This window comes from Rhizobium sp. ZPR4 (assembly GCF_040215725.1).
GTDB classification, from domain to species: Bacteria; Pseudomonadota; Alphaproteobacteria; order Rhizobiales; family Rhizobiaceae; genus Rhizobium; species Rhizobium rhizogenes_D.
The window spans coordinates 386,161-403,507 of sequence record NZ_CP157968.1; the positions used below are offsets into that span (position 1 = coordinate 386,161).

The window sequence follows — 17,347 nt, forward strand, 5'->3', positions numbered from 1 at the left end:
ACAGCCAAAGATTGCGGCTACATTACACACGGATTGCCAAAGTGGCACCAGGGCGGCGCCAATGGGTGACGGCCAATGAAGTGACGCTCGGCTTAGGCCGGCGATCAGGGCGATCCTTGCAGCATGCGCGCCAGCATCCGCCTGATGTGATCCTGGCCGCCAAAGAAAATCGCCGCGACGACGATCGTCCGGCGCTCCTCGACCGGCAGAAACCAGACGGCGGCCTTGTCGCGCCGCAGGAAGCGGATGCCGGGATAGATATCCGGCCGCAATGTTCCGATATATGGGGTCTCGACCAACCGATCGATTTCCAGACGGAGTTCGCGAATACGGTTAGCCGCGCGCTCCAGAGCGTCCTCCGGCGCGTCTCCAAGATCAAGATAGGCCGCAAACAGATGATCGAAAATCAGTTCGAAATCGAGATCCGCATCGCTGGAATATTCAAGATTCCACACGAAGAGCTCGCCGTTTGCGCTCGATCACGCTCTCGATACGCTCTTCCATGTCCGGACCTGAAATCTTCGGCCCATCGACGCGGCGCTGGATGAGCCTGCGTAAGCCTTCCGTCTCGGCCGCTTCCGTTTCCGTTTTCTGCCGCAGCAGCTCCAGACCCTGCTGGAGAACCGAACTCAGGCTGGAATAGCGCCCAGTGTCGACAAGCGAGCGGGCAAACGCATCCTGCTGATCGGTCAACGATATCGACGACTTGACGCTCACCGGGCGATCTCCTTCTGGCGTTAAAATGCTACTCAGTCGCACAGATGTCAAGACATCGCGCGGGAGTAACAGAACTCAGAGAAGGATTACTGCCGACGCTTCGCGACATCATTGACGCCGTTTAGATCCGGCGCCTGTCCATAGCTCATGTTTTTCATCTGTTGGATGACGCGCGCCATTTCCTCGTCGTCGAGAATAGGCGGCTCGCCGAGCGTCAGCGCCTGCACGTAGAGACGCGACAGGGTTTCGACCTCGATGGCAAGGGCAAGGGCGGCGGCCGGTGTCTTGCCGAGTGAGATCTGCCCATGCTGACCGAGCAGGCAGGCAAGCCTGTCCTGCAGGGCTTCGATCGCCGCATCCGAAAGGGCCTGCGTGCCGAAGGTGGCGTAGCGCGCGCAGCGGATCGTCGTGCCGCCCGCGACGCCGGTCATGTAGTGAAAGCTCGGAATCGTCTTGTGATGCACGGCAAGCGTGGTTGCATAGACCGAATGGCAATGGAGCACGCATTCGATATCCTTGCGGGATGCCAGGATATCGCGATGGAACCGCCATTCGGACGACGGCCGGCGCTCGCCCTCGTAGCTGCCATCGAAATACATCTGCACGAGATCCTGCGGCTGCATCACGTCGTAAGGCAAGGAGGTCGGCGTGATCAGGAACCCCTTGGGATTGCGTACCGACATGTTGCCGGCCGTTCCCTGGTTGATGCCGGATGCGTTCATCCGGCGGCAGATCGCCACCATTTCCTCGCGCAGGGCATTGTCGTCGTAAGTCGTCACGATATTACTCCATTGTCTTGATCAGGTCGTGCCAGCGTTGTTGATAGGATGAGAGATCGGGAAGATCGGAAATATCGGGTGCTTCGGCTGCCAGCGGAGCGGGTGAACCGCGCCTTTCATGGGCGGCCAACATGGCAGCGCCCGTCGCCGTTCCGGTGGTGCCGCGGCTGACGAGCACGCGTCGGTCGGGCAGCAAGGCCGCAACGATGGCACCATAGAGGGGATCGGCGACGAAATTGCCGTCAAGCACAACCGTCTTCGTTAGCGGAAGATCGCGGATGCAGGCGACGGTCAGCAGCGCCGCATAGAGCACGGCAAGCGTGAACCGGAGACTGCCCTCCTCTGCAAGCGGGCCTTCCAGACGGCCGTGATGGGCCGTGCCAGGAAAGAGCCCGTCATCCGAGCCGAATGACGGCAGCGCAAAGGTGCCGGACGCGACAATCATCCGAAGTGCCTGCAACGAGGCAGGCCCCGAAGCCTTTGCGGCGACGGTGGAAAACTCCCGGCCTCCCATGGTCAGCATGCCGGGCGTCGGATTGCCGAAGACATCGGCATTGCAGGAATGGCCGGGCTGTTCGATGCTGAAATCGACGCCGTTGCGATCGGTGAGCGCAACAATCCATGTGCCCGTCGAGACGACGGTGAAATCAGAGAGATCGGCGGCCTGATAGCGGTATAGATTGGCCGAGGAGTCATGCACGCCGCACAGGACGCGCGTCGTAGCTTTCAGGCCGCTACGTCCCGCAAGTTCGGGTTTTAGCGGGCCAAGCGTTTCCCATGCGCGCCGCATCGGCGGCATGAGACGCTGCCACCCGCGGCTTGCCACGAGCGCGGCGGGCCGGCTGTCTGCCGATGCCCACAGATGCGATTGCGCCGCAAGGCTCGTCACCTCGCTGGCCAGCACACCGGACAGGCGGAAAGCCCAATATTGCGGCGTGGCGAGATAGGCGCTGGCCGCGGCAAACGTTTCCGGCCAATGCATTTCCTGCCACAGCATTTGCCGCGCCAGATGCGCGGCACCCAGCATGATGGCGCTTGCCCTCTCGCGATAGGAACCGACGATTACCCTGTAGCGTGCATCGACATCGGCGGGGATCGGCTGCTCATAGTCGATCATCGGCATCGCCGCGCCCTGTCCGTCGACCAGCACGCCGCCGGACCCATGCGCGCAGGTGACGATGGCGCCGATATCGTGCCTGCGTCCCAGCTCCGTCAAACTATCGATGAGCCAGGCCTCCAGTTCGGCAAGATCGTGATGACGATAGGGCGGACCATCCCTCACGATATTCGGCGTCGACAGCGTTTCCAGCACGCGGCCGTCATCGGTTGCCGCCGACAGCTTCACGTTGGTCTTACCGATGTCGAAAACCGCAACGATGCTCATTTTGGACCGAAGAAACGTGTTGGCAGCAGCCACATCAGGTAGGGTCGCGCCGTCTGAACCGCGGCGACGAAGATGAGAATGCCGCCCCAAATCGCGACCGTCAGGTAATTGCTGAGGCCGAATTGATTGAAGCCCGAGGAGATGACCTGCAGGATCGCCAGCGCCAGCATCAACCCGCCGGCCGTGCCGAATCCGCCGAAGGGATCGACACCGCCAAGCACGGCCGCGAGGATCGTCACCAGCAGATAGGATTGCGCATAATCCGCGCTTGCGGAGTTGAAGGTCGCCAGCATGACCAGGGCTGCGAAGAAGCAGATCAGGCTCGACATGACATAGACGCCGACCAGCACCCGGCGCGTGTCGATCGCCGAATAGCGTGCCGCCTCGATATTGGAACCGATCATGGCGCAGGCGACGCCGAAGGCGGTGCGCCGCAATATGAGGCTGACGACAACGGCGACGACGATCAGCAGCAGGAAAATCAGCGGCACCCCGAAGATGGTCGTCGTGCCGATGCGGCTGAAGCCGTCGGGTATGCCCGAAAGTGCCATGCCGCGGGTGAGATAGATGCTGATGCCGTCGATCAGCGATTTCGTGCCGAGGGTGATGAGGATCGGATGCACGCCGGTATAGGCGATGAGCATACCGGTGATAAGGCCGATGAGCAGGCAGAGCGCAAGGCCGGCGACGAGCGCCAGTATGATCACGGCGAGTGCCGTCCCGGTGCCGCTGTCAGGCGTGATCAGGCTCTGCATGATGAAGGCCATCAGCAGCGCGCACTGGTTCGTCGTGGCAATGATCGCCAGATTGAGACCGCCTGTTATCAGCGGCGCCATCATCGCTAGAGACAGAAGGCCGAGCAACGGCAGCTGGTACATGAAGGATTGCAACGTGCCGAGAGAGGCAAAATTCGGAATGAACAGGGAGAAGCCGACGATCAGAAGGATCAGCAGCACGACAAGACCGGTATGGGCGCCGGGAATGCCTGCCCGCATACGCGCCATCAAATCGGTAAGGCTGCTATTGACGTTATAGAGAACTGGCGGCTCAGCCATTGGATGACGCTCCCGCGATGATGCGATGCCGGCGGCCCGGCCGCGAGCTGATCACGGTGATCGAGGTCGAGACCAGAATGGTGATACCGATGACGATCTGGAAGAAGTAAGATGAGACACCGAGCAGGTTTAACCCATTCTGCAGCACGGCCAAGAGTACGATGCCGAGTAATACGCCGGGTACGGTGCCGATACCGCCCGTCAGGCTGGCGCCACCGAGGACAGCGGCTGACAGCACCGCAAGCTCCGTATTATACATGGCATTGGGCACGCTCTCGCCGACCCGGTGCGCCTGCAGCAGGCCGGCGATTGCAGCCATCAGACCGAGATAGCCGTAGGCGACGAATTGCAGCCGACCGATGTTCATGCCGATGCGCCGTGCCGCTTCCGCATTGCCGCCCATCGCATAAAGCTGCCGCCCGACGGAAGATCGCGTCATCCATGCCCAGGTGAACAGCGTCACCACCACCATGGCGACGATCGGCAGCGTCACACGAACGATATCGCCCGATGCCGTTTCCATGCGCCAGAAGACGATGCGGTTGGTCCACCAGTCCGGCAATGTATAGATCGACTTGCCGCCGGAGAAATACATGAGCAGCGAGAAGCTGACGCTCATCATGGCGATCGTCGCGATGATCGAGGTGATGCGCACATAATGAACCAGCAGCGCATTGAGGCAGCCAAGCCCGACGCCGATCGCAAGGCCAGAGACGATGACGGCAGGCGCGGAAAAGCCGAACTGCGTTGCAAGCAGCGCCGCGCAATATTGCGCCACGGAAGCGGTTGCCGCGAAGGATATGTCGATGCCGCCCGAAACCAACACGACGAAGAGGCCCATCGCCATGATCGCCTGCACAGAATAGGTTTCAAACAGGTCGATGATGTTGCCAAGCGTCAGGAAGTCTCGTGCCGTCAGGGAAAAGACGATCACGACCGCAGCAATGACGGCCAGAAGCCATGCTTCGGGACGCCGTTTCAATCGCGCGACAAATAACGGCCCGGCCGTTTGGCTGTGTTCACGCATAGATGCGCTCCTTCATATTGGCCTCGCTGACGTCGCCCGGCACCGCTTCGCCGACGATGCGGCCGGCGCGCATGTGCAGGATGCGGTCGCAGGTCGCAAACAGTTCCGAGACTTCGTCGGAGATGAGAATGATGGCGACGCCTTGCCGCGCCAGCTCGGCCACCACGTCGTAGATGCCCTGTTTGTTCTTGATGTCGACGCCGACCGTCGGGGAATCGAGGATCAGCACCTTCGGCCGTGTCGCCAGCCATTTCGCGAGCACGACACGCTGCTGATTGCCGCCCGAAAGCGTCTGCACCGCGCGATCGGCCGAGGGAACCTTGATGGCAAGCCGCTTTATCCAGTCATCGGCAAGCTGCCCGCGCGTCTTGCCGGGAATGAGCCCCAGCCGGTTTGCCATGCCTCTCATGACGGCGAGCATGATATTGTCGCCAATCGACTGCTGCAGGATCACGCCGAGGCTCAAGCGATCCTCGGAAACGTAAGCGATGCCGGCGCGCACGGCATCGCGATTGGAGCGGAGCACAAGCTCCCTACCCTCGAGGCCAATGCTGCCGCTCTCGACGCGATGCATACCGAACAGCGTCAGCGCGAGTTCGGTGCGGCCCGATCCCAGCAATCCGGAGATGCCAAGCACCTCGCCACGGCGGAGAATAAAATCGATATCGGCAAACTCGCCTCGGCGCGACAGACCTCGAACTTCCAGAACAGGCACGGCTCCACTCATGTCGCGCGCAACGATGGTGTGATCGATATCGAGTCCCGTCATCAGATGAGCGATCTTCTTTTCATTCATTTGATCGGCAGGCCAGGTGCCGACCTTGCGGCCGTCGCGCATGACAGTAACGCGCTCGGCGATCTCGACCACTTCATCGAGCCGATGGGAGACAAAGACAACGGCGATACCATCGGCCTTCAATCGTCCGACGATGCCCAATAGACGATCGACCTCCGCTCGCGTCAGCGACGCGGTCGGCTCGTCCATGAAGATCAGCCGCGCTTCGGCTGCCAGGCCGCGCGCGATGGCGACAATCTGGCGCTCGGCGACTGAAAGATCGGACACCACGAGATCGAGGTCGAGCACAAAGCCGAGCCTTGCAAGAACGGCGCGTGCCTTCTCGCGCATCCGCTTCCGGTTAACCGGTTTTACGAGTCGGTCGAGATGACTTTCGATAGCGATGTTTTCAACAACGGATAGGTTGGGAAACAGGGAGAGGTCCTGGAAAATCACCTGAATTCCCAGCGCCTTGGCGCGGGCGGGATCAAGCGGAAGAACCGGCTTGCCCTCGATCTCGATCATGCCGGCCGAAGGCGGATGCACGCCGGCCACGGTCTTGATGAGGGTCGACTTGCCGCAGCCGTTTTCGCCGACGAGGCAATGGATCTCCCCGGACCGCACATCCCAATCGATCTCTTCCAATGCGCGCACACCGCCAAACCGTTTGGACAGCCCGGTCAAACGCAGAAACGGAACGTCGTCTCCCATCGATCCACTCCGATTGTCTTGGTCGGCCGGCGGCGGCATTCAAGCCTGCCGCCGGCCCTCGGGAGGAACAACCAGAACTTTTCCGCTTTTCTCCGAATCGCGGAAAAGCTCTATCCTCTTGGTTCCATCCGCATTCCGGACGGAAAACCGCTACGCACTTTTCCTGGAAATGCTCTAAAGGCCGAGCGCGACGAGCCGGTCGATGTTTTCCTTATCGAGCGACTCCAGCTTCTGTGCCTGGATGAGCTTCTTGTCCGGATAGACGCGCACCTTACCGACGCCGGTTAGCTCCATATTGTCGGTCGGCTCCTTGCCGGCCGCCAGGATGGAGGCGAGCTGCACGAAGATCTCGCCCGCCGTCATCGGGTTCCAGATGAAGCCGCCGCGGATCGTGCCAGACTTGACGTATTTGACGCCCTGCCCCGGCGAGAAGCCGCCGACCAGCACGATCGACTTGGCCTTTTCGCGATCGTCGAGAACACGAGCCGCACCGATCGGGCCTTGCGAGCCGAATGTCAGAATACCTTTCAGATCCGGATGGGCACGCAGCTGATCCTGCGTCGTCTTGATGCTTTCATCCAGGCTCTCGGCCACGCCGAAACGGTCGCCGAGCATCTGCATCTTCGGGTATTTCTGCTTCTGATAGGCAATCGCCGCATCGGCCCAGGCATTGTGCAACGGAACCGTCAGCGAGCCGACATAGACGATATATTTGCCTTCCTCGCCCATTTGCTTGGCAAGCAGGTCCATATGGGCCTGACCATAGCCTTCGATGGTCGTCAGCTCGAAGTCCCAATCGGCTTCCTTCTGGCTTGGGCCTTCGTGGGCAAGCACCTTGATGCCTGCGGCCCGCGCACGGCCGAGGACAGGATCGAGGGCAGCGGAATCATTCGGCACGATGCCGATGACGGCTACCTTGCGGGCAATCAGGTCTTCGATGGCGCGTACCTGCTGGGCGGCGTCCGCCTGCGTCGGCCCGACCATCCAGGCATTCGTCTTATATTCCGGCGCCGCCTTCTTGATGCCGACTTCCATGGCGTTGAACCACGGAATGCCGCCGATCTTGACTACGACGCCGACCTGCGGCTCGGCCGCCTGCGCGATGCCGATGGTGCCGCCGAGAGTGCCGGCGACGACAGCTCCGCCTATTCCGGTGAGTATGGTTCGTCTTGTAACTTCCATTTTTCTCCTCCCAGTTTCGTGTTACCCGCCTCCTCAAGCGGGCTCCGCGGCGTCGAACCGCGGATCTCGACGACGCAGCGCAAGCGCCGCGTAACCGGTTTTCCGGCAGAGCCGGTCATGCGCCGCAGCAGCAGCGCCCAGGCCTGTTCGGCCATTTCCTCGACGGGCTGACGCACGGCTGTAATGCCGGGAGCGACCAGCCGCATCCATTCCATCTCGTCGAAGCTCGCAAAAGCGAGGTCGCCGGGCACGGATAGCCCGATCTCCGCCATGGTGCGGTAGGTCAGAAGCGTCGTGCCATGGTCGAGCGAAAACAGCGCGCCTGGCAATGGGCGGCGGCGCAGCCGCTCCTCGAGGCGCTGCGCGCCATTGGCATCGTCGATGCCGATTTCCAGCATCTCGACATGCATGCGGCCGGCCGCAGCTTGCACGCCTTCCCAGCGTTCGCGAACATTGGTAATCGACAGGCTGCTGCCAAGAACCAGGCAATCACCATAACCCTGCCTGTCGAGATGGGCGGCGATTGCGCCGGCGGCCGGACCATTGTCAACGGCGATCAGATCGAAGCCGACCGCATCCGGTATGCGGTCGGCCAGCACGACCGGTGCGAAGAAGCCATTCGGCAAGCGTTCGGCAAAGGCGCCGTCGCAGGGAATGACGATCAGACCAGCGGGACGCCAGGAGCGAATCTTGCGCAACCGGTCGGCCTCTTCCTCAGCATTATTACGCGCGGACACGACCACCAGATCGTAATCGTCGAGACGCGCCAGATGCTCCAGCGTGGAAACAAAGGAGGCGAACATCGGATTGGTGAGATCCGGCACGACGACGCCAGCAAGCTGCGCCTTGCGCGAACGCAGCCGCGACGCGCCGAGATCGACGACATAGCCAAGCTCTCGCACCGCGTCGTTCACACGCCTGGCGAAATCCGGAGAGACCGTAGGCTTGCCATTCAGGACATTCGAGACGGTTGCCACTGAAACCCCAGCCCTGTCGGCCACCATCTTGATGGAAGGGGTTCGCGATTTCGACATTCTACCCTCCCTTCAACAATCTTAGATTGATGCTACGAAAATTCTGGTGAAACGTTTTATTGTAAGCTATACCAGCATATATGCGGTGTCAACGTGACCGTTTTAAAGTATAAAACGATTCATATCTTTCGCATTGCAGCAAATGTTTTTGCATCCACGAAACCGGGAGGACGATCATGAACAAGCTGGGAGTTCACGCGCTGGTATGGGAGGCCGGCTGGAGTCGCGACGAATGCGCCCGCGCAATCGCAAACAGCGCCGAGGTTGGCTATGATTTCATCGAGGCACCGGCGCTCGACCCCAGCCTGATCGATCCTGAATTCACGCGCCGGCAGCTGGAAAAGAACGGCATCGGCATCAACTTTTCGCTCGGCCTCGATTTTGAAACCGATATCTCAAGCGGCGACAAGGAGAAGGGCCGCCGCGGCAAAGAAAAGCTGGAACAGGCGATCGCCGTCTGCCGCGATTGCGGCGGCGAATATATCGGCGGTATCCTGCATTCGGCTTTCGGTAAATATACCGAGCCGACGACGGCAGCAGGCGTTGCGCAATCGGTCGACATTCTGCGCCAGGTGGCCGAAACGGCGGCGAAGAGCAACATCACGCTCGTCCTGGAAGTGGTCAACCGCTATGAATCCAACGTGCTGAACACGGCAGCCCAGGCCGTGGAAATGTGCAAGCGCATCGGCATGCCGAATGTGAAGGTGCATCTCGACGTCTATCACATGAATATCGAGGAATCCGATATTCAGGCCGCCATTCTCGAAACCGGCGACTACCTTGGATATTTCCACACCGGCGATTCCCATCGCGGCTATATGGGCTCGGGCACGATCGATCTTACCGGCGTCTTCAGGGCCCTCGTTCGCTCGGGCTACACGGGACCGATCACCTTCGAATCCTTCTCCTCGCGCGTCGTCGGTCAGCCACTGGAAGGCATTCTCGGCATCTGGCGCAACCTTTGGGACGACGGACGCGACCTTGCCGAACATGCGCTGATGTATACGAAGGCGCAGCTCAAAGCCGCTCAGGAGGCCCAGCGTCAGAGCCAGCAGCGCAGCCGCCTGCCCTGATATCTATCCCGATACGGCACTCCATCACACGGAAGCATCGGCTCCCCTTCCTAAGGGAGCCGATTTCGCTCAGGCAGAAATCGCTTTGCTTTGAAGCGGCGACTGATGAACCACGATCCGCGCGTGATAGGGGATGCGTTCATAAAGGTCGATGACATCCTGATTGACCAAGCGAACGCAGCCAGACGACGCTGCCTTGCCGATCGAGCGCCATTCCGGCGAGCCGTGAAGACGGTAGAGCGTGTCCTTGCCGTTCTGGAAAATATAGAGCGCGCGGGCACCCAGCGGGTTCTTGATACCCGGGTCCATACCGCCATTGGCAACTGAATATTTCGCAAGTTCGGGCTTGCGGGCGATCATGTCGCCCGGCGGCTTCCAGCGCGGCCAATGCTGGCGCCAATGGATGATCCCTTCACCCTGCCATGCAAAACCGTCGCGGCCAATGCCGACGCCATAGCGCATCGCCGTGCCGCCGCGCTCCACGACATAGAGAAATCTCGACGCCGTATCCACGACGACCGTGCCGGGCGCCTCGCCGGTCGGATCGGGGACGCGCTGCCGATAAAATTTGGAGTCCAGCTTGCGATAGGGAACGGCCGGAATGACATGGCCGCCATCAACCACGGAGGCATAGCGTGCTTCGAGTTCGGGATCAGGCGCAATGACGCTCTGAGGCTCCGACGCAACGGGAACGACGGGCGGCACGCGAACCGGAGCCGCAATGGGAGTTGGAACCGGGGCCGTGGTGGCACAGCCCGCAAGCGCTGCGGTCGCGGAGATCGACCCGAGCATGAAAGCCCGCCGGGAGAGAGTCTTTTCATTCTTGGTTGAGCGCATTCCGATCCTAACAAACCTCGCAAATTGATATCGCACCTTCGACCGATGAGGCCAAAAGAGGCGACATGTCTAATCATTAAGTGGTGATGACCTCATAGCCATTCGGGACCTATGATGACAAGTTCACCAATACCATGACCATACAAACTCAATCGACGAGTGTGGGCCAGAAGCCACAGGGATCTTGCATTTCCACGGGGCACATCAAATGCTTACAGCCACACCGAGGCTCGAACGCTCTGGCTGCATGAGTGGCGTCCGCTCGCCGCAGCGCTGCAATATGTATTAGCCAACTACCGAAGGAGTGGCCGGGCAGACATTGCGCCCCATGTCCAGCCACGCCCTAATGCCAGGCGGCAAGCGGTTTCTAGAGGTTCCGCGAGGACTCGGCTCCAGATTGATTTTGCTGACGAGATTTACGTTCATCATGCAAGGTCAGATCTCGCCTTGCCCGCACGCTCGCGGCTTCGATTGGCCCTGCCTTTCCCTGCTCGGCAATAACAGCCCGTGCCCGCTCGATATCGACCATATAGTCGCGTGCCAACGGTAGGGCGGAAACGTTCTTCGTCAGCTGCAATTGCCAGTTCATGTGACCCATGCGACGGAAGGCAAGTTCGGACCCGACGAGGTAGAATTCAAACATCCGACAGAACCGCTCGTCATAGAGCTTGGCGAGGGTGCTTCTGTTCTTCGTGAAGCGCTCCCGCCATTGCTCAAGCGTCTTTGCATAGTGCAGCCGCAGGATTTCGATGTCGGTCGTCCAGAGACCGGATTTCTCAACCACGGACAGGACTTCAGAGACCGCCGGCGAATAGCCGCCGGGGAAGATATATTTTGCAATCCACGGATTCGTGCTGCCGGGACCATCGGTCCGGCCGATTGCATGGATCAGCGCGACGCCATCTTCCTTGAGCACGGAGCGGATCTTGTCGAAGAAGGTCTTGTAGTGGTTGATACCCACATGCTCGAACATGCCGACCGAGACGACGCGGTCGACCGGACGCGTCCAGGAGCGATAATCCAGCAGCTCGAACGTGACCATATGCTCCAGCCCGGCGTCCTTCGCGCGAGCTCTCGCAGCCAGCAATTGCTCTTCCGAAAGGGTGAGACCGGTCACCCTCGCTCCGAACTCTCGGGCCAGATATAGCGCCATGCCGCCCCATCCGCAGCCGATATCCAGAACCTCGAGACCCGGACGATCAAGCATCAGCTTCGATGCGATATGCCGCTTCTTCTTGAGCTGCGCTTCCTCCAGCGTCTCATCGCCGACAGAGAAATAGGCACAGGAATATTGCCTGTCGTCATCCAGCATCAGCGAATAGAGCCGCGCGTCGAGATCGTAATGATGCGCGACATTGCGCTTCGAACGGCCTGCGAAATTCAATTGATCGAGATTTCGGCGCAGCCAGCGCACCTTTTCCATCAGCTTTTCGAAAGGATGGCTTCCGCCTTCCATCAGGTTGAGGGCGAGCAAATCAACCATCTCGAAGAGATCGCCGGATGCCGGCTCGACTTCGCCATCCATATAGCCCTCACCCAGCGCCAGGGCCGGATTGAGGAGCAGACGGCGTTTTGCACGGGCGGTATTGATTTTCATCGTTGCGCGCGGTTCCGACCCCGTACCGAAACTGCGCGTGGAACCGTCCGGAAAAATGACCGTAAGCGTTCCGATTTTGATCAAGCGAGAAAGGGCTGCTTCTAGGAACATGACAACTACCTGCTTATCGTTTCCTTACGGAAATATCCGTGACCCGAGGGCGGCGAAGAATCCCGTACCGGTATTGGTATCGAAAGCGTACTACTTAATCTGGTAAAATATCCAGATCATTTGCGACATCAAGGTTGAGTAAACTCAATCGCGATTGCGCAGACGCGCGACCCGTCTGCAGGATCACTGCTGAAGCTTTATATAGTCGGTCGGCTCCGGGAATGTGAGACATCCGCAGGCGGCAAAGAGTGCGCCCCGGCCAAATGCGGGCCGGAGAGCACCCGCTCTGCCGGGCAGCTACGCGTGCAACGAATGCATCGCCCCGGACGCGATGGTCTTACCAGCAGGTAAAGCCGCCATCCACGTTGACGACCGCGCCCGTCATCAGGCTCGCGGCGCCCGATACAAGGAAGAGAACGGCGCTGGCGACCTCCTCCGGCGTCCCCATCCTCCCCATCGGCGTATCGGCAAGCCAGGCCGGAATGCGTTCGCGATTGGCCTCGACCGCCATCACCATCGGCGTCTCGATATAGGTCGGGGCGACGGCATTCACCCGGACGCCGTGCGGAGCCCATTCGGCTGCCATCGACCGCGTGAGATGATGGACCGCGGCCTTCGAAACATTGTATGGCGTCTGCGGCTGCGGCCGGTTGCAGATGATCCCGGACATCGAGCCGAGATTGACGATGGCGCCGCGCCTTGCCGCAACCATGTGGCGGCCGAAGGCGCGCGAGCACCAGAACACGCCGTTGACGTTGACATCCATCATGCGAAGCCAATCGGCGTCGGTGACGTCCTGCGAAGGAATACCGCTCTGGCCGATCCCGGCATTGTTCACCAGGATCGTCGCGGCGCGGCCGCCATCAGCAAGCTCCGTTGCGATCGCCTCCATGCGCGCGGAGTCCGTGACATCACCGATCCGCAGATCGATGTCGTAACCCTTATCCCTCAAAGCCAGAGCCTCCCGCGCGTCGGCCTCGCCACGCTCGATGACGACGACTGCAGCACCCGCTTCAGCCAATGCCTCTACGCAGCAAAGGCCGATGGCGCGGCCGCCGCCCGTAACCACTGCGCGCTCGCCAACGAGCTGAAATTTCTTCTGATAGCCCATGGCTTTGCTCCTCAGATATCGAAGGCGCTTGGCAAAACCACGACGTCACGGATGGTCACGTTGCGCGGGCGCGTCAGCATGAACATAATGGCATCAGCCACTTCCTTGGGTTCGATCAAGGCGCCAGCTTCCTTGGCCTTGCGCAGGTTTTCTTCGGGCCAGTCGGCAAGCAAGGCACTGATGACCGGACCCGGGGAAACAGAGCCGACGCGGACACCACTCTTCAGAAGCTGGCGCCGCATGGTCTGAACGAAGCAGGTCATTGCCCATTTCGAGGGCGAATAGACGGGCTCCCAAGGGATTGCGGAATGCCCCGCGACCGAACTCGTGACGACGATGTCACCCGTCCCGCGCTCGATCATGTGCGGCGCGACGGTTCGAACATTCTTGATGACGACATTGACGTTGAGGTTGAGCATCCGGTCTATGGCGTCGAGATTGGCCTCCACCAAGTCGCCGCCGATATAGGTGCCGGCATTTGCATGAAGGATATCGAGGTGATCGACCTTGGCGAGGATGCCATCCAACAGCGAGGCGCATTGTTCCGGATCAAGCAGATCGACCACAAGCGGGATGGCCCGGTCGCCCAGGCGCTCGCACACCGATGCCAACGCTCTCTCATCCCGATCGACCAGAATGACCTTCGCCCCAGCTGCAATCATGGCTTCCGTCGAGGCCAGCCCGATCCCCGATGCCGCGCCGGTCACCGCGGCGATCTTCCCCTTCAATTCATCCATCCTCTTCTCCTCCTTGTGTTAAAACAGTTTTGATTTGCCGGCACTGCAGATCACACCGATGCGACACGCATCGAACAGCCTTCCTCCATGCGCCATCGCCGGTGCGGCCAGATGGATCTGCATCAGGAACATCTTTCCGTGGCTGCAATGAACGCGTCGAGTTGTTCTCTGGTGCCGGCGCCCTCCATCGGGCCGACAACGGTGACATTGCGCGCGCCGGCCGCGGCCGCATAGGTCAGGGCGTCTGTCGCCGACATGCCCAAACGGCGGCAGGTGAGATAGGCGCCGCCGAAGCAATCGCCGGCGCCGGTCGGATCGATTTCTCTGACGACGAAGGCCGGTGCATCGATGCGCTCGCCTTCCCTGCTGTAATAAGTCGCGCCATCGGCTCCGCGCTTCAGCACGATTTCCTTGACCCCGATTTCGAACAGGCGGCCGATCGCATTGGTTTCACCCTCGACGCCGGCCGCACGCTCAAGCTCCTCTCCCGAGGGCAGCAGCAGATCGGCCTTAGCCACAAGCTGGGCAAACCGCCATTCGGTGGCCTCGTCGAGCTTGAGCTCCTTGCGAATATTCGGATCGACGGAAAGCGTACCGCCGCGGGCCTTGACGATATCGACTGCCTTGTCGATCACCTCACATGCGCTCCGAACCGATAGCGCAGAGCCCATCACATGCAGGTGCCCGGCCCGGCCGATGAGATTGCTGACACTTTCGCTCCAGCCAAAGCGGGCGGCCGCAGACGTCGCGATATTATAAACGAAGTCACGGGAGCCGTCCTCGCGGTAACGAACGAAGGCGCTGCCCGTCGGATAGTCGGGATCGACGGCTATCGCCGAGATATCGACGCCGTCATCCTTGAGCCTTTCGAGATTCACACGGCCGAAATCGTCCGAACCGACGGCGCCGATCATCGCCGCGCTGCCGCCAAGCCGCCCGCATTGGGAAATGAAGATCGCCGGCGCACCGCTGGCAAAGGGGCCGACGAGCGACTGCGCCTCCATGAAACCATTGCCGACCGTCGTGGCGACGATTTCCACGAGGATTTCGCCGACGCAAACCGTCGGGCCAAGCTGGTCGGGTGCCAGTACTGAGCTCATTGCAATCCTGCTTTCGATACCTGTTGTTCTCAACCCGCGGCAGCGTGTCGTTACACTCCATCCTCATCGCAAGGCTGATTGTTTTCCAGCAAAAAGAAGCGCTGGTGGAACATATATGCCGGCTTAAACCTCCGACCAGGCTCCCCCTTCTTTTCACGCGTGATTTCAGCATTCGTAATGAATTCAAGCATGATTCCAGCGGCTTCCGAGCGCGACCCTTCGACGCGGCGATTATGGATCGCCAGCACGGACATCGCGAAATCCAGCAAATTGCGCTGCTTGCGGATGCCTTCATCCGTAAGGAAATTCGGTTCACTTCGGATAGAACGTTGCATTTTCATGTTGACCCCTGCCGCATTCGCATTTTCGATCGGGGAACCGGCAGGAGATCGAAAAAGGAAGTTCCGATGAGTTTCGAAGGCAAGAGAGTAATCGTCACCGGCGCAGGCAAGGGCATAGGCCGAGTGACCGCGGAGATGCTGATAAAGCGCGGTGCACATGTCGTGGCACTGACCAGAAGCGCAGCGGACGTCGCTTCCTTGCGTGATGAGCTGGGCTGCCAAGCCATTCAGGTCGATCTTGCCGATGCCGATAAGACCCGGGAGGCAGCAATCGCTGCGCTTCCGGCAGATTATCTTGTCAACTGCGCAGGCACGACCGAGTTGCAGCCGTTCCTAGAGACCACCGTCGAAGCCTTCGATCACCTGCATGCGGTGAACACCCGCGCCCCGATGATTGTGGCCCAGGAATTCGCACGCTCATTGATCAACAGGGGCCTTCCAGGCGCAATCGTCAATGTCTCCTCCATTGCCGCCTTCATCGGCATACCGGATCATGCGTCCTATTGCTCATCGAAGGGTGGCTTGGACGGCCTGACGCGGGTGATGGCCAGGGAACTGGCCCCCAAGGGCATTCGCGTCAACGGCGTGCATCCGACGGTGACGCTGACGCCGATGGCCGTCAAGGCATGGAGCGATCCCGAAAAGGCAGCTCCCATGCGCGATCGCATTCCGGTCGGCCGCTTTGTCGAACCGGCAGAGGTCGCAGAGGTGATCCTGTTCCTGCTTTCCGACGCGGCAGCCATGGTGAACGGCATCTCCATGCCGATCGATGGCGGTTATATGATCGCCTGAGATCACGCCGTTGACGATGCTGGATGGCAGTAGCGCTTATTTCGCTGCTGCATGGATCTCCGCGACATAGCCACCGGGAAATTCCACCATCGCCGCCCGGCGTCTGTCCGAAGTGTAGGGGTCGGCAAGCACGCTTGCGCCATTGGCTTTGGCCTTATCAAGCGTCGCGGCGAGATCCACGACCTCATACCCGGTCGTTTCATGGCCGTATGGGAATGGCAGATGCCCGTCCGTGACAAGTACGGTCATCTTGCCATAGACGGACTCGATACGGATCCGTCGAAACGTGTCGTCGGGACGGCCGATCTCGACACCGGAAGCCTTCTTGTCGTCGGAGGCGACCTTGCCCTTCGAGAAAGCCAGGAAGGACTTGACGAACTTGTCCGCAGTATCCGGGGACACGTAGACACGGTTCTCCGGGATGGTTTCCAAGGCCGTGTAATTCGGCTTGGCCGTATGCCAGTAGAGCTGCATGTTGACGCCACCTGGCCATTGAATGACGGCGTCACGGCCGATCGGATCGGGGAAGACGTCGACGACGACGGCTGCGCCTGCGGCTCGGGCCGCGGCAACGGCCTTATCCATATCGGTGACGAGGTAACCGGTTCGCTCCGCGCCGAACGGATAGGGAATAGGCGTCTTGAAGCCGAAAAGCGAGACGGTGCCGACCGGAGTTTGCAGCAGTTGCGATGTGGCGCTGCTCGGCGTCGGCGTCACCGTGGCGACCACCTGCTTCGTGCTGGTGCCACCGAACGTCCCCAGGAAGCTGCTGGCGAAAGCATCCACCTTGTCGGCATCGATATAGACATGGGAGGTATCGTATTGCGCGCCGACGCCGACCTGTGTCTGAGAGGCTCGGGCCAGGGCCGTACCGGTGGGTGCCAAAGCAAGAACGGCAAGCAGTCCTATCGTGTAAGCGTAGCGAGACGGCATGTATTGGCTCTCCGTTGTTCCCGGCTCATCCTGATAGAGATCGAGCCTGAC

General features: G+C 60.4%; 18 protein-coding genes. 2 read left to right on the forward strand and 16 right to left on the reverse strand.

Annotated elements, in window-relative coordinates; translation table 11 throughout:
• Window positions 1-104: 104 nt before the first annotated feature.
• From ABOK31_RS21320 to ABOK31_RS21360, 9 genes are all read right to left on the reverse strand, one after another.
• Window positions 105-455, reverse strand: coding sequence for a type II toxin-antitoxin system RelE/ParE family toxin (locus ABOK31_RS21320; protein ID WP_349960633.1), 351 nt, complete (start codon window positions 453-455; stop codon window positions 105-107).
• Window positions 442-717, reverse strand: coding sequence for a type II toxin-antitoxin system ParD family antitoxin (locus ABOK31_RS21325; RefSeq protein WP_349960634.1), 276 nt, complete (start codon window positions 715-717; stop codon window positions 442-444). The genes ABOK31_RS21320 and ABOK31_RS21325 overlap by 14 nt, the downstream gene beginning before the upstream one ends.
• 86 nt (window positions 718-803) lie before the next feature.
• Entirely contained in the window at window positions 804-1,460 is a 657-nt protein-coding gene (locus tag ABOK31_RS21330) for a class II aldolase/adducin family protein (protein WP_349961248.1), read from the reverse strand.
• Between the two features lie 40 nt (window positions 1,461-1,500).
• A complete protein-coding gene (locus tag ABOK31_RS21335) occupies window positions 1,501-2,880 on the reverse strand; it encodes an FGGY family carbohydrate kinase (protein WP_349960636.1) in 1,380 nt (459 codons plus the stop codon).
• Complete coding sequence (locus ABOK31_RS21340) at window positions 2,877-3,935, reverse strand: ABC transporter permease (RefSeq protein WP_349960637.1); 1,059 nt, start codon at window positions 3,933-3,935, stop codon at window positions 2,877-2,879. The genes ABOK31_RS21335 and ABOK31_RS21340 overlap by 4 nt, the downstream gene beginning before the upstream one ends.
• Window positions 3,928-4,962, reverse strand: a complete 1,035-nt coding sequence (locus tag ABOK31_RS21345) for an ABC transporter permease (RefSeq protein WP_349960638.1) — start codon at window positions 4,960-4,962, stop codon at window positions 3,928-3,930. The genes ABOK31_RS21340 and ABOK31_RS21345 overlap by 8 nt, the downstream gene beginning before the upstream one ends.
• Window positions 4,955-6,448, reverse strand: a complete 1,494-nt coding sequence (locus tag ABOK31_RS21350; protein ID WP_349960639.1) for a sugar ABC transporter ATP-binding protein — start codon at window positions 6,446-6,448, stop codon at window positions 4,955-4,957. The genes ABOK31_RS21345 and ABOK31_RS21350 overlap by 8 nt, the downstream gene beginning before the upstream one ends.
• 174 nt (window positions 6,449-6,622) lie before the next feature.
• A complete protein-coding gene (locus tag ABOK31_RS21355; RefSeq protein ID WP_349960640.1) occupies window positions 6,623-7,630 on the reverse strand; it encodes a substrate-binding domain-containing protein in 1,008 nt (335 codons plus the stop codon).
• Entirely contained in the window at window positions 7,594-8,664 is a 1,071-nt protein-coding gene (locus ABOK31_RS21360) for a LacI family DNA-binding transcriptional regulator (RefSeq protein WP_174181358.1), read from the reverse strand. The genes ABOK31_RS21355 and ABOK31_RS21360 overlap by 37 nt, the downstream gene beginning before the upstream one ends.
• Window positions 8,665-8,840: 176 nt before the next feature.
• Between ABOK31_RS21360 and ABOK31_RS21365 the strand changes: the two genes are divergently transcribed.
• The gene (locus tag ABOK31_RS21365; protein ID WP_349960641.1) at window positions 8,841-9,737 is read left to right on the forward strand and encodes a sugar phosphate isomerase/epimerase family protein; all 897 of its coding nucleotides are present in this window, start codon (window positions 8,841-8,843) and stop codon (window positions 9,735-9,737) included.
• A 69-nt stretch (window positions 9,738-9,806) separates the two neighbouring features.
• Here the strand turns inward: ABOK31_RS21365 and ABOK31_RS21370 are convergent, their stop codons facing one another.
• From ABOK31_RS21370 to ABOK31_RS21395, 6 genes are all read right to left on the reverse strand, one after another.
• Window positions 9,807-10,574 (reverse strand): L,D-transpeptidase, encoded by a 768-nt coding sequence (locus ABOK31_RS21370; protein WP_349960642.1) that lies wholly within the window; start codon window positions 10,572-10,574, stop codon window positions 9,807-9,809.
• Between the two features lie 367 nt (window positions 10,575-10,941).
• On the reverse strand, window positions 10,942-12,171 hold the full coding sequence (locus ABOK31_RS21375; RefSeq protein WP_350019295.1) for a cyclopropane-fatty-acyl-phospholipid synthase family protein: 1,230 nt from the start codon (window positions 12,169-12,171) through the stop codon (window positions 10,942-10,944).
• 448 nt (window positions 12,172-12,619) lie between these two features.
• On the reverse strand, window positions 12,620-13,393 hold the full coding sequence (locus ABOK31_RS21380; protein ID WP_349960644.1) for an SDR family oxidoreductase: 774 nt from the start codon (window positions 13,391-13,393) through the stop codon (window positions 12,620-12,622).
• 11 nt (window positions 13,394-13,404) lie between these two features.
• Entirely contained in the window at window positions 13,405-14,130 is a 726-nt protein-coding gene (locus ABOK31_RS21385) for an SDR family oxidoreductase (RefSeq protein ID WP_349960647.1), read from the reverse strand.
• A 122-nt stretch (window positions 14,131-14,252) separates the two neighbouring features.
• Window positions 14,253-15,230: a sugar kinase gene (locus ABOK31_RS21390; protein WP_349960649.1), complete on the reverse strand. Its 978-nt coding sequence runs from the start codon at window positions 15,228-15,230 to the stop codon at window positions 14,253-14,255.
• 50 nt (window positions 15,231-15,280) lie between these two features.
• Window positions 15,281-15,571, reverse strand: coding sequence for a hypothetical protein (locus ABOK31_RS21395; protein ID WP_349960650.1), 291 nt, complete (start codon window positions 15,569-15,571; stop codon window positions 15,281-15,283).
• Window positions 15,572-15,637: 66 nt separating this feature from the next.
• Here ABOK31_RS21395 and ABOK31_RS21400 point away from each other — a divergent pair, with 66 nt between their 5' ends.
• Window positions 15,638-16,363, forward strand: a complete 726-nt coding sequence (locus ABOK31_RS21400) for an SDR family oxidoreductase (RefSeq protein ID WP_349960651.1) — start codon at window positions 15,638-15,640, stop codon at window positions 16,361-16,363.
• A 36-nt stretch (window positions 16,364-16,399) separates the two neighbouring features.
• Here the strand turns inward: ABOK31_RS21400 and ABOK31_RS21405 are convergent, their stop codons facing one another.
• Complete coding sequence (locus ABOK31_RS21405) at window positions 16,400-17,296, reverse strand: glyoxalase (protein ID WP_349960652.1); 897 nt, start codon at window positions 17,294-17,296, stop codon at window positions 16,400-16,402.
• Window positions 17,297-17,347 lie beyond the last annotated feature (51 nt).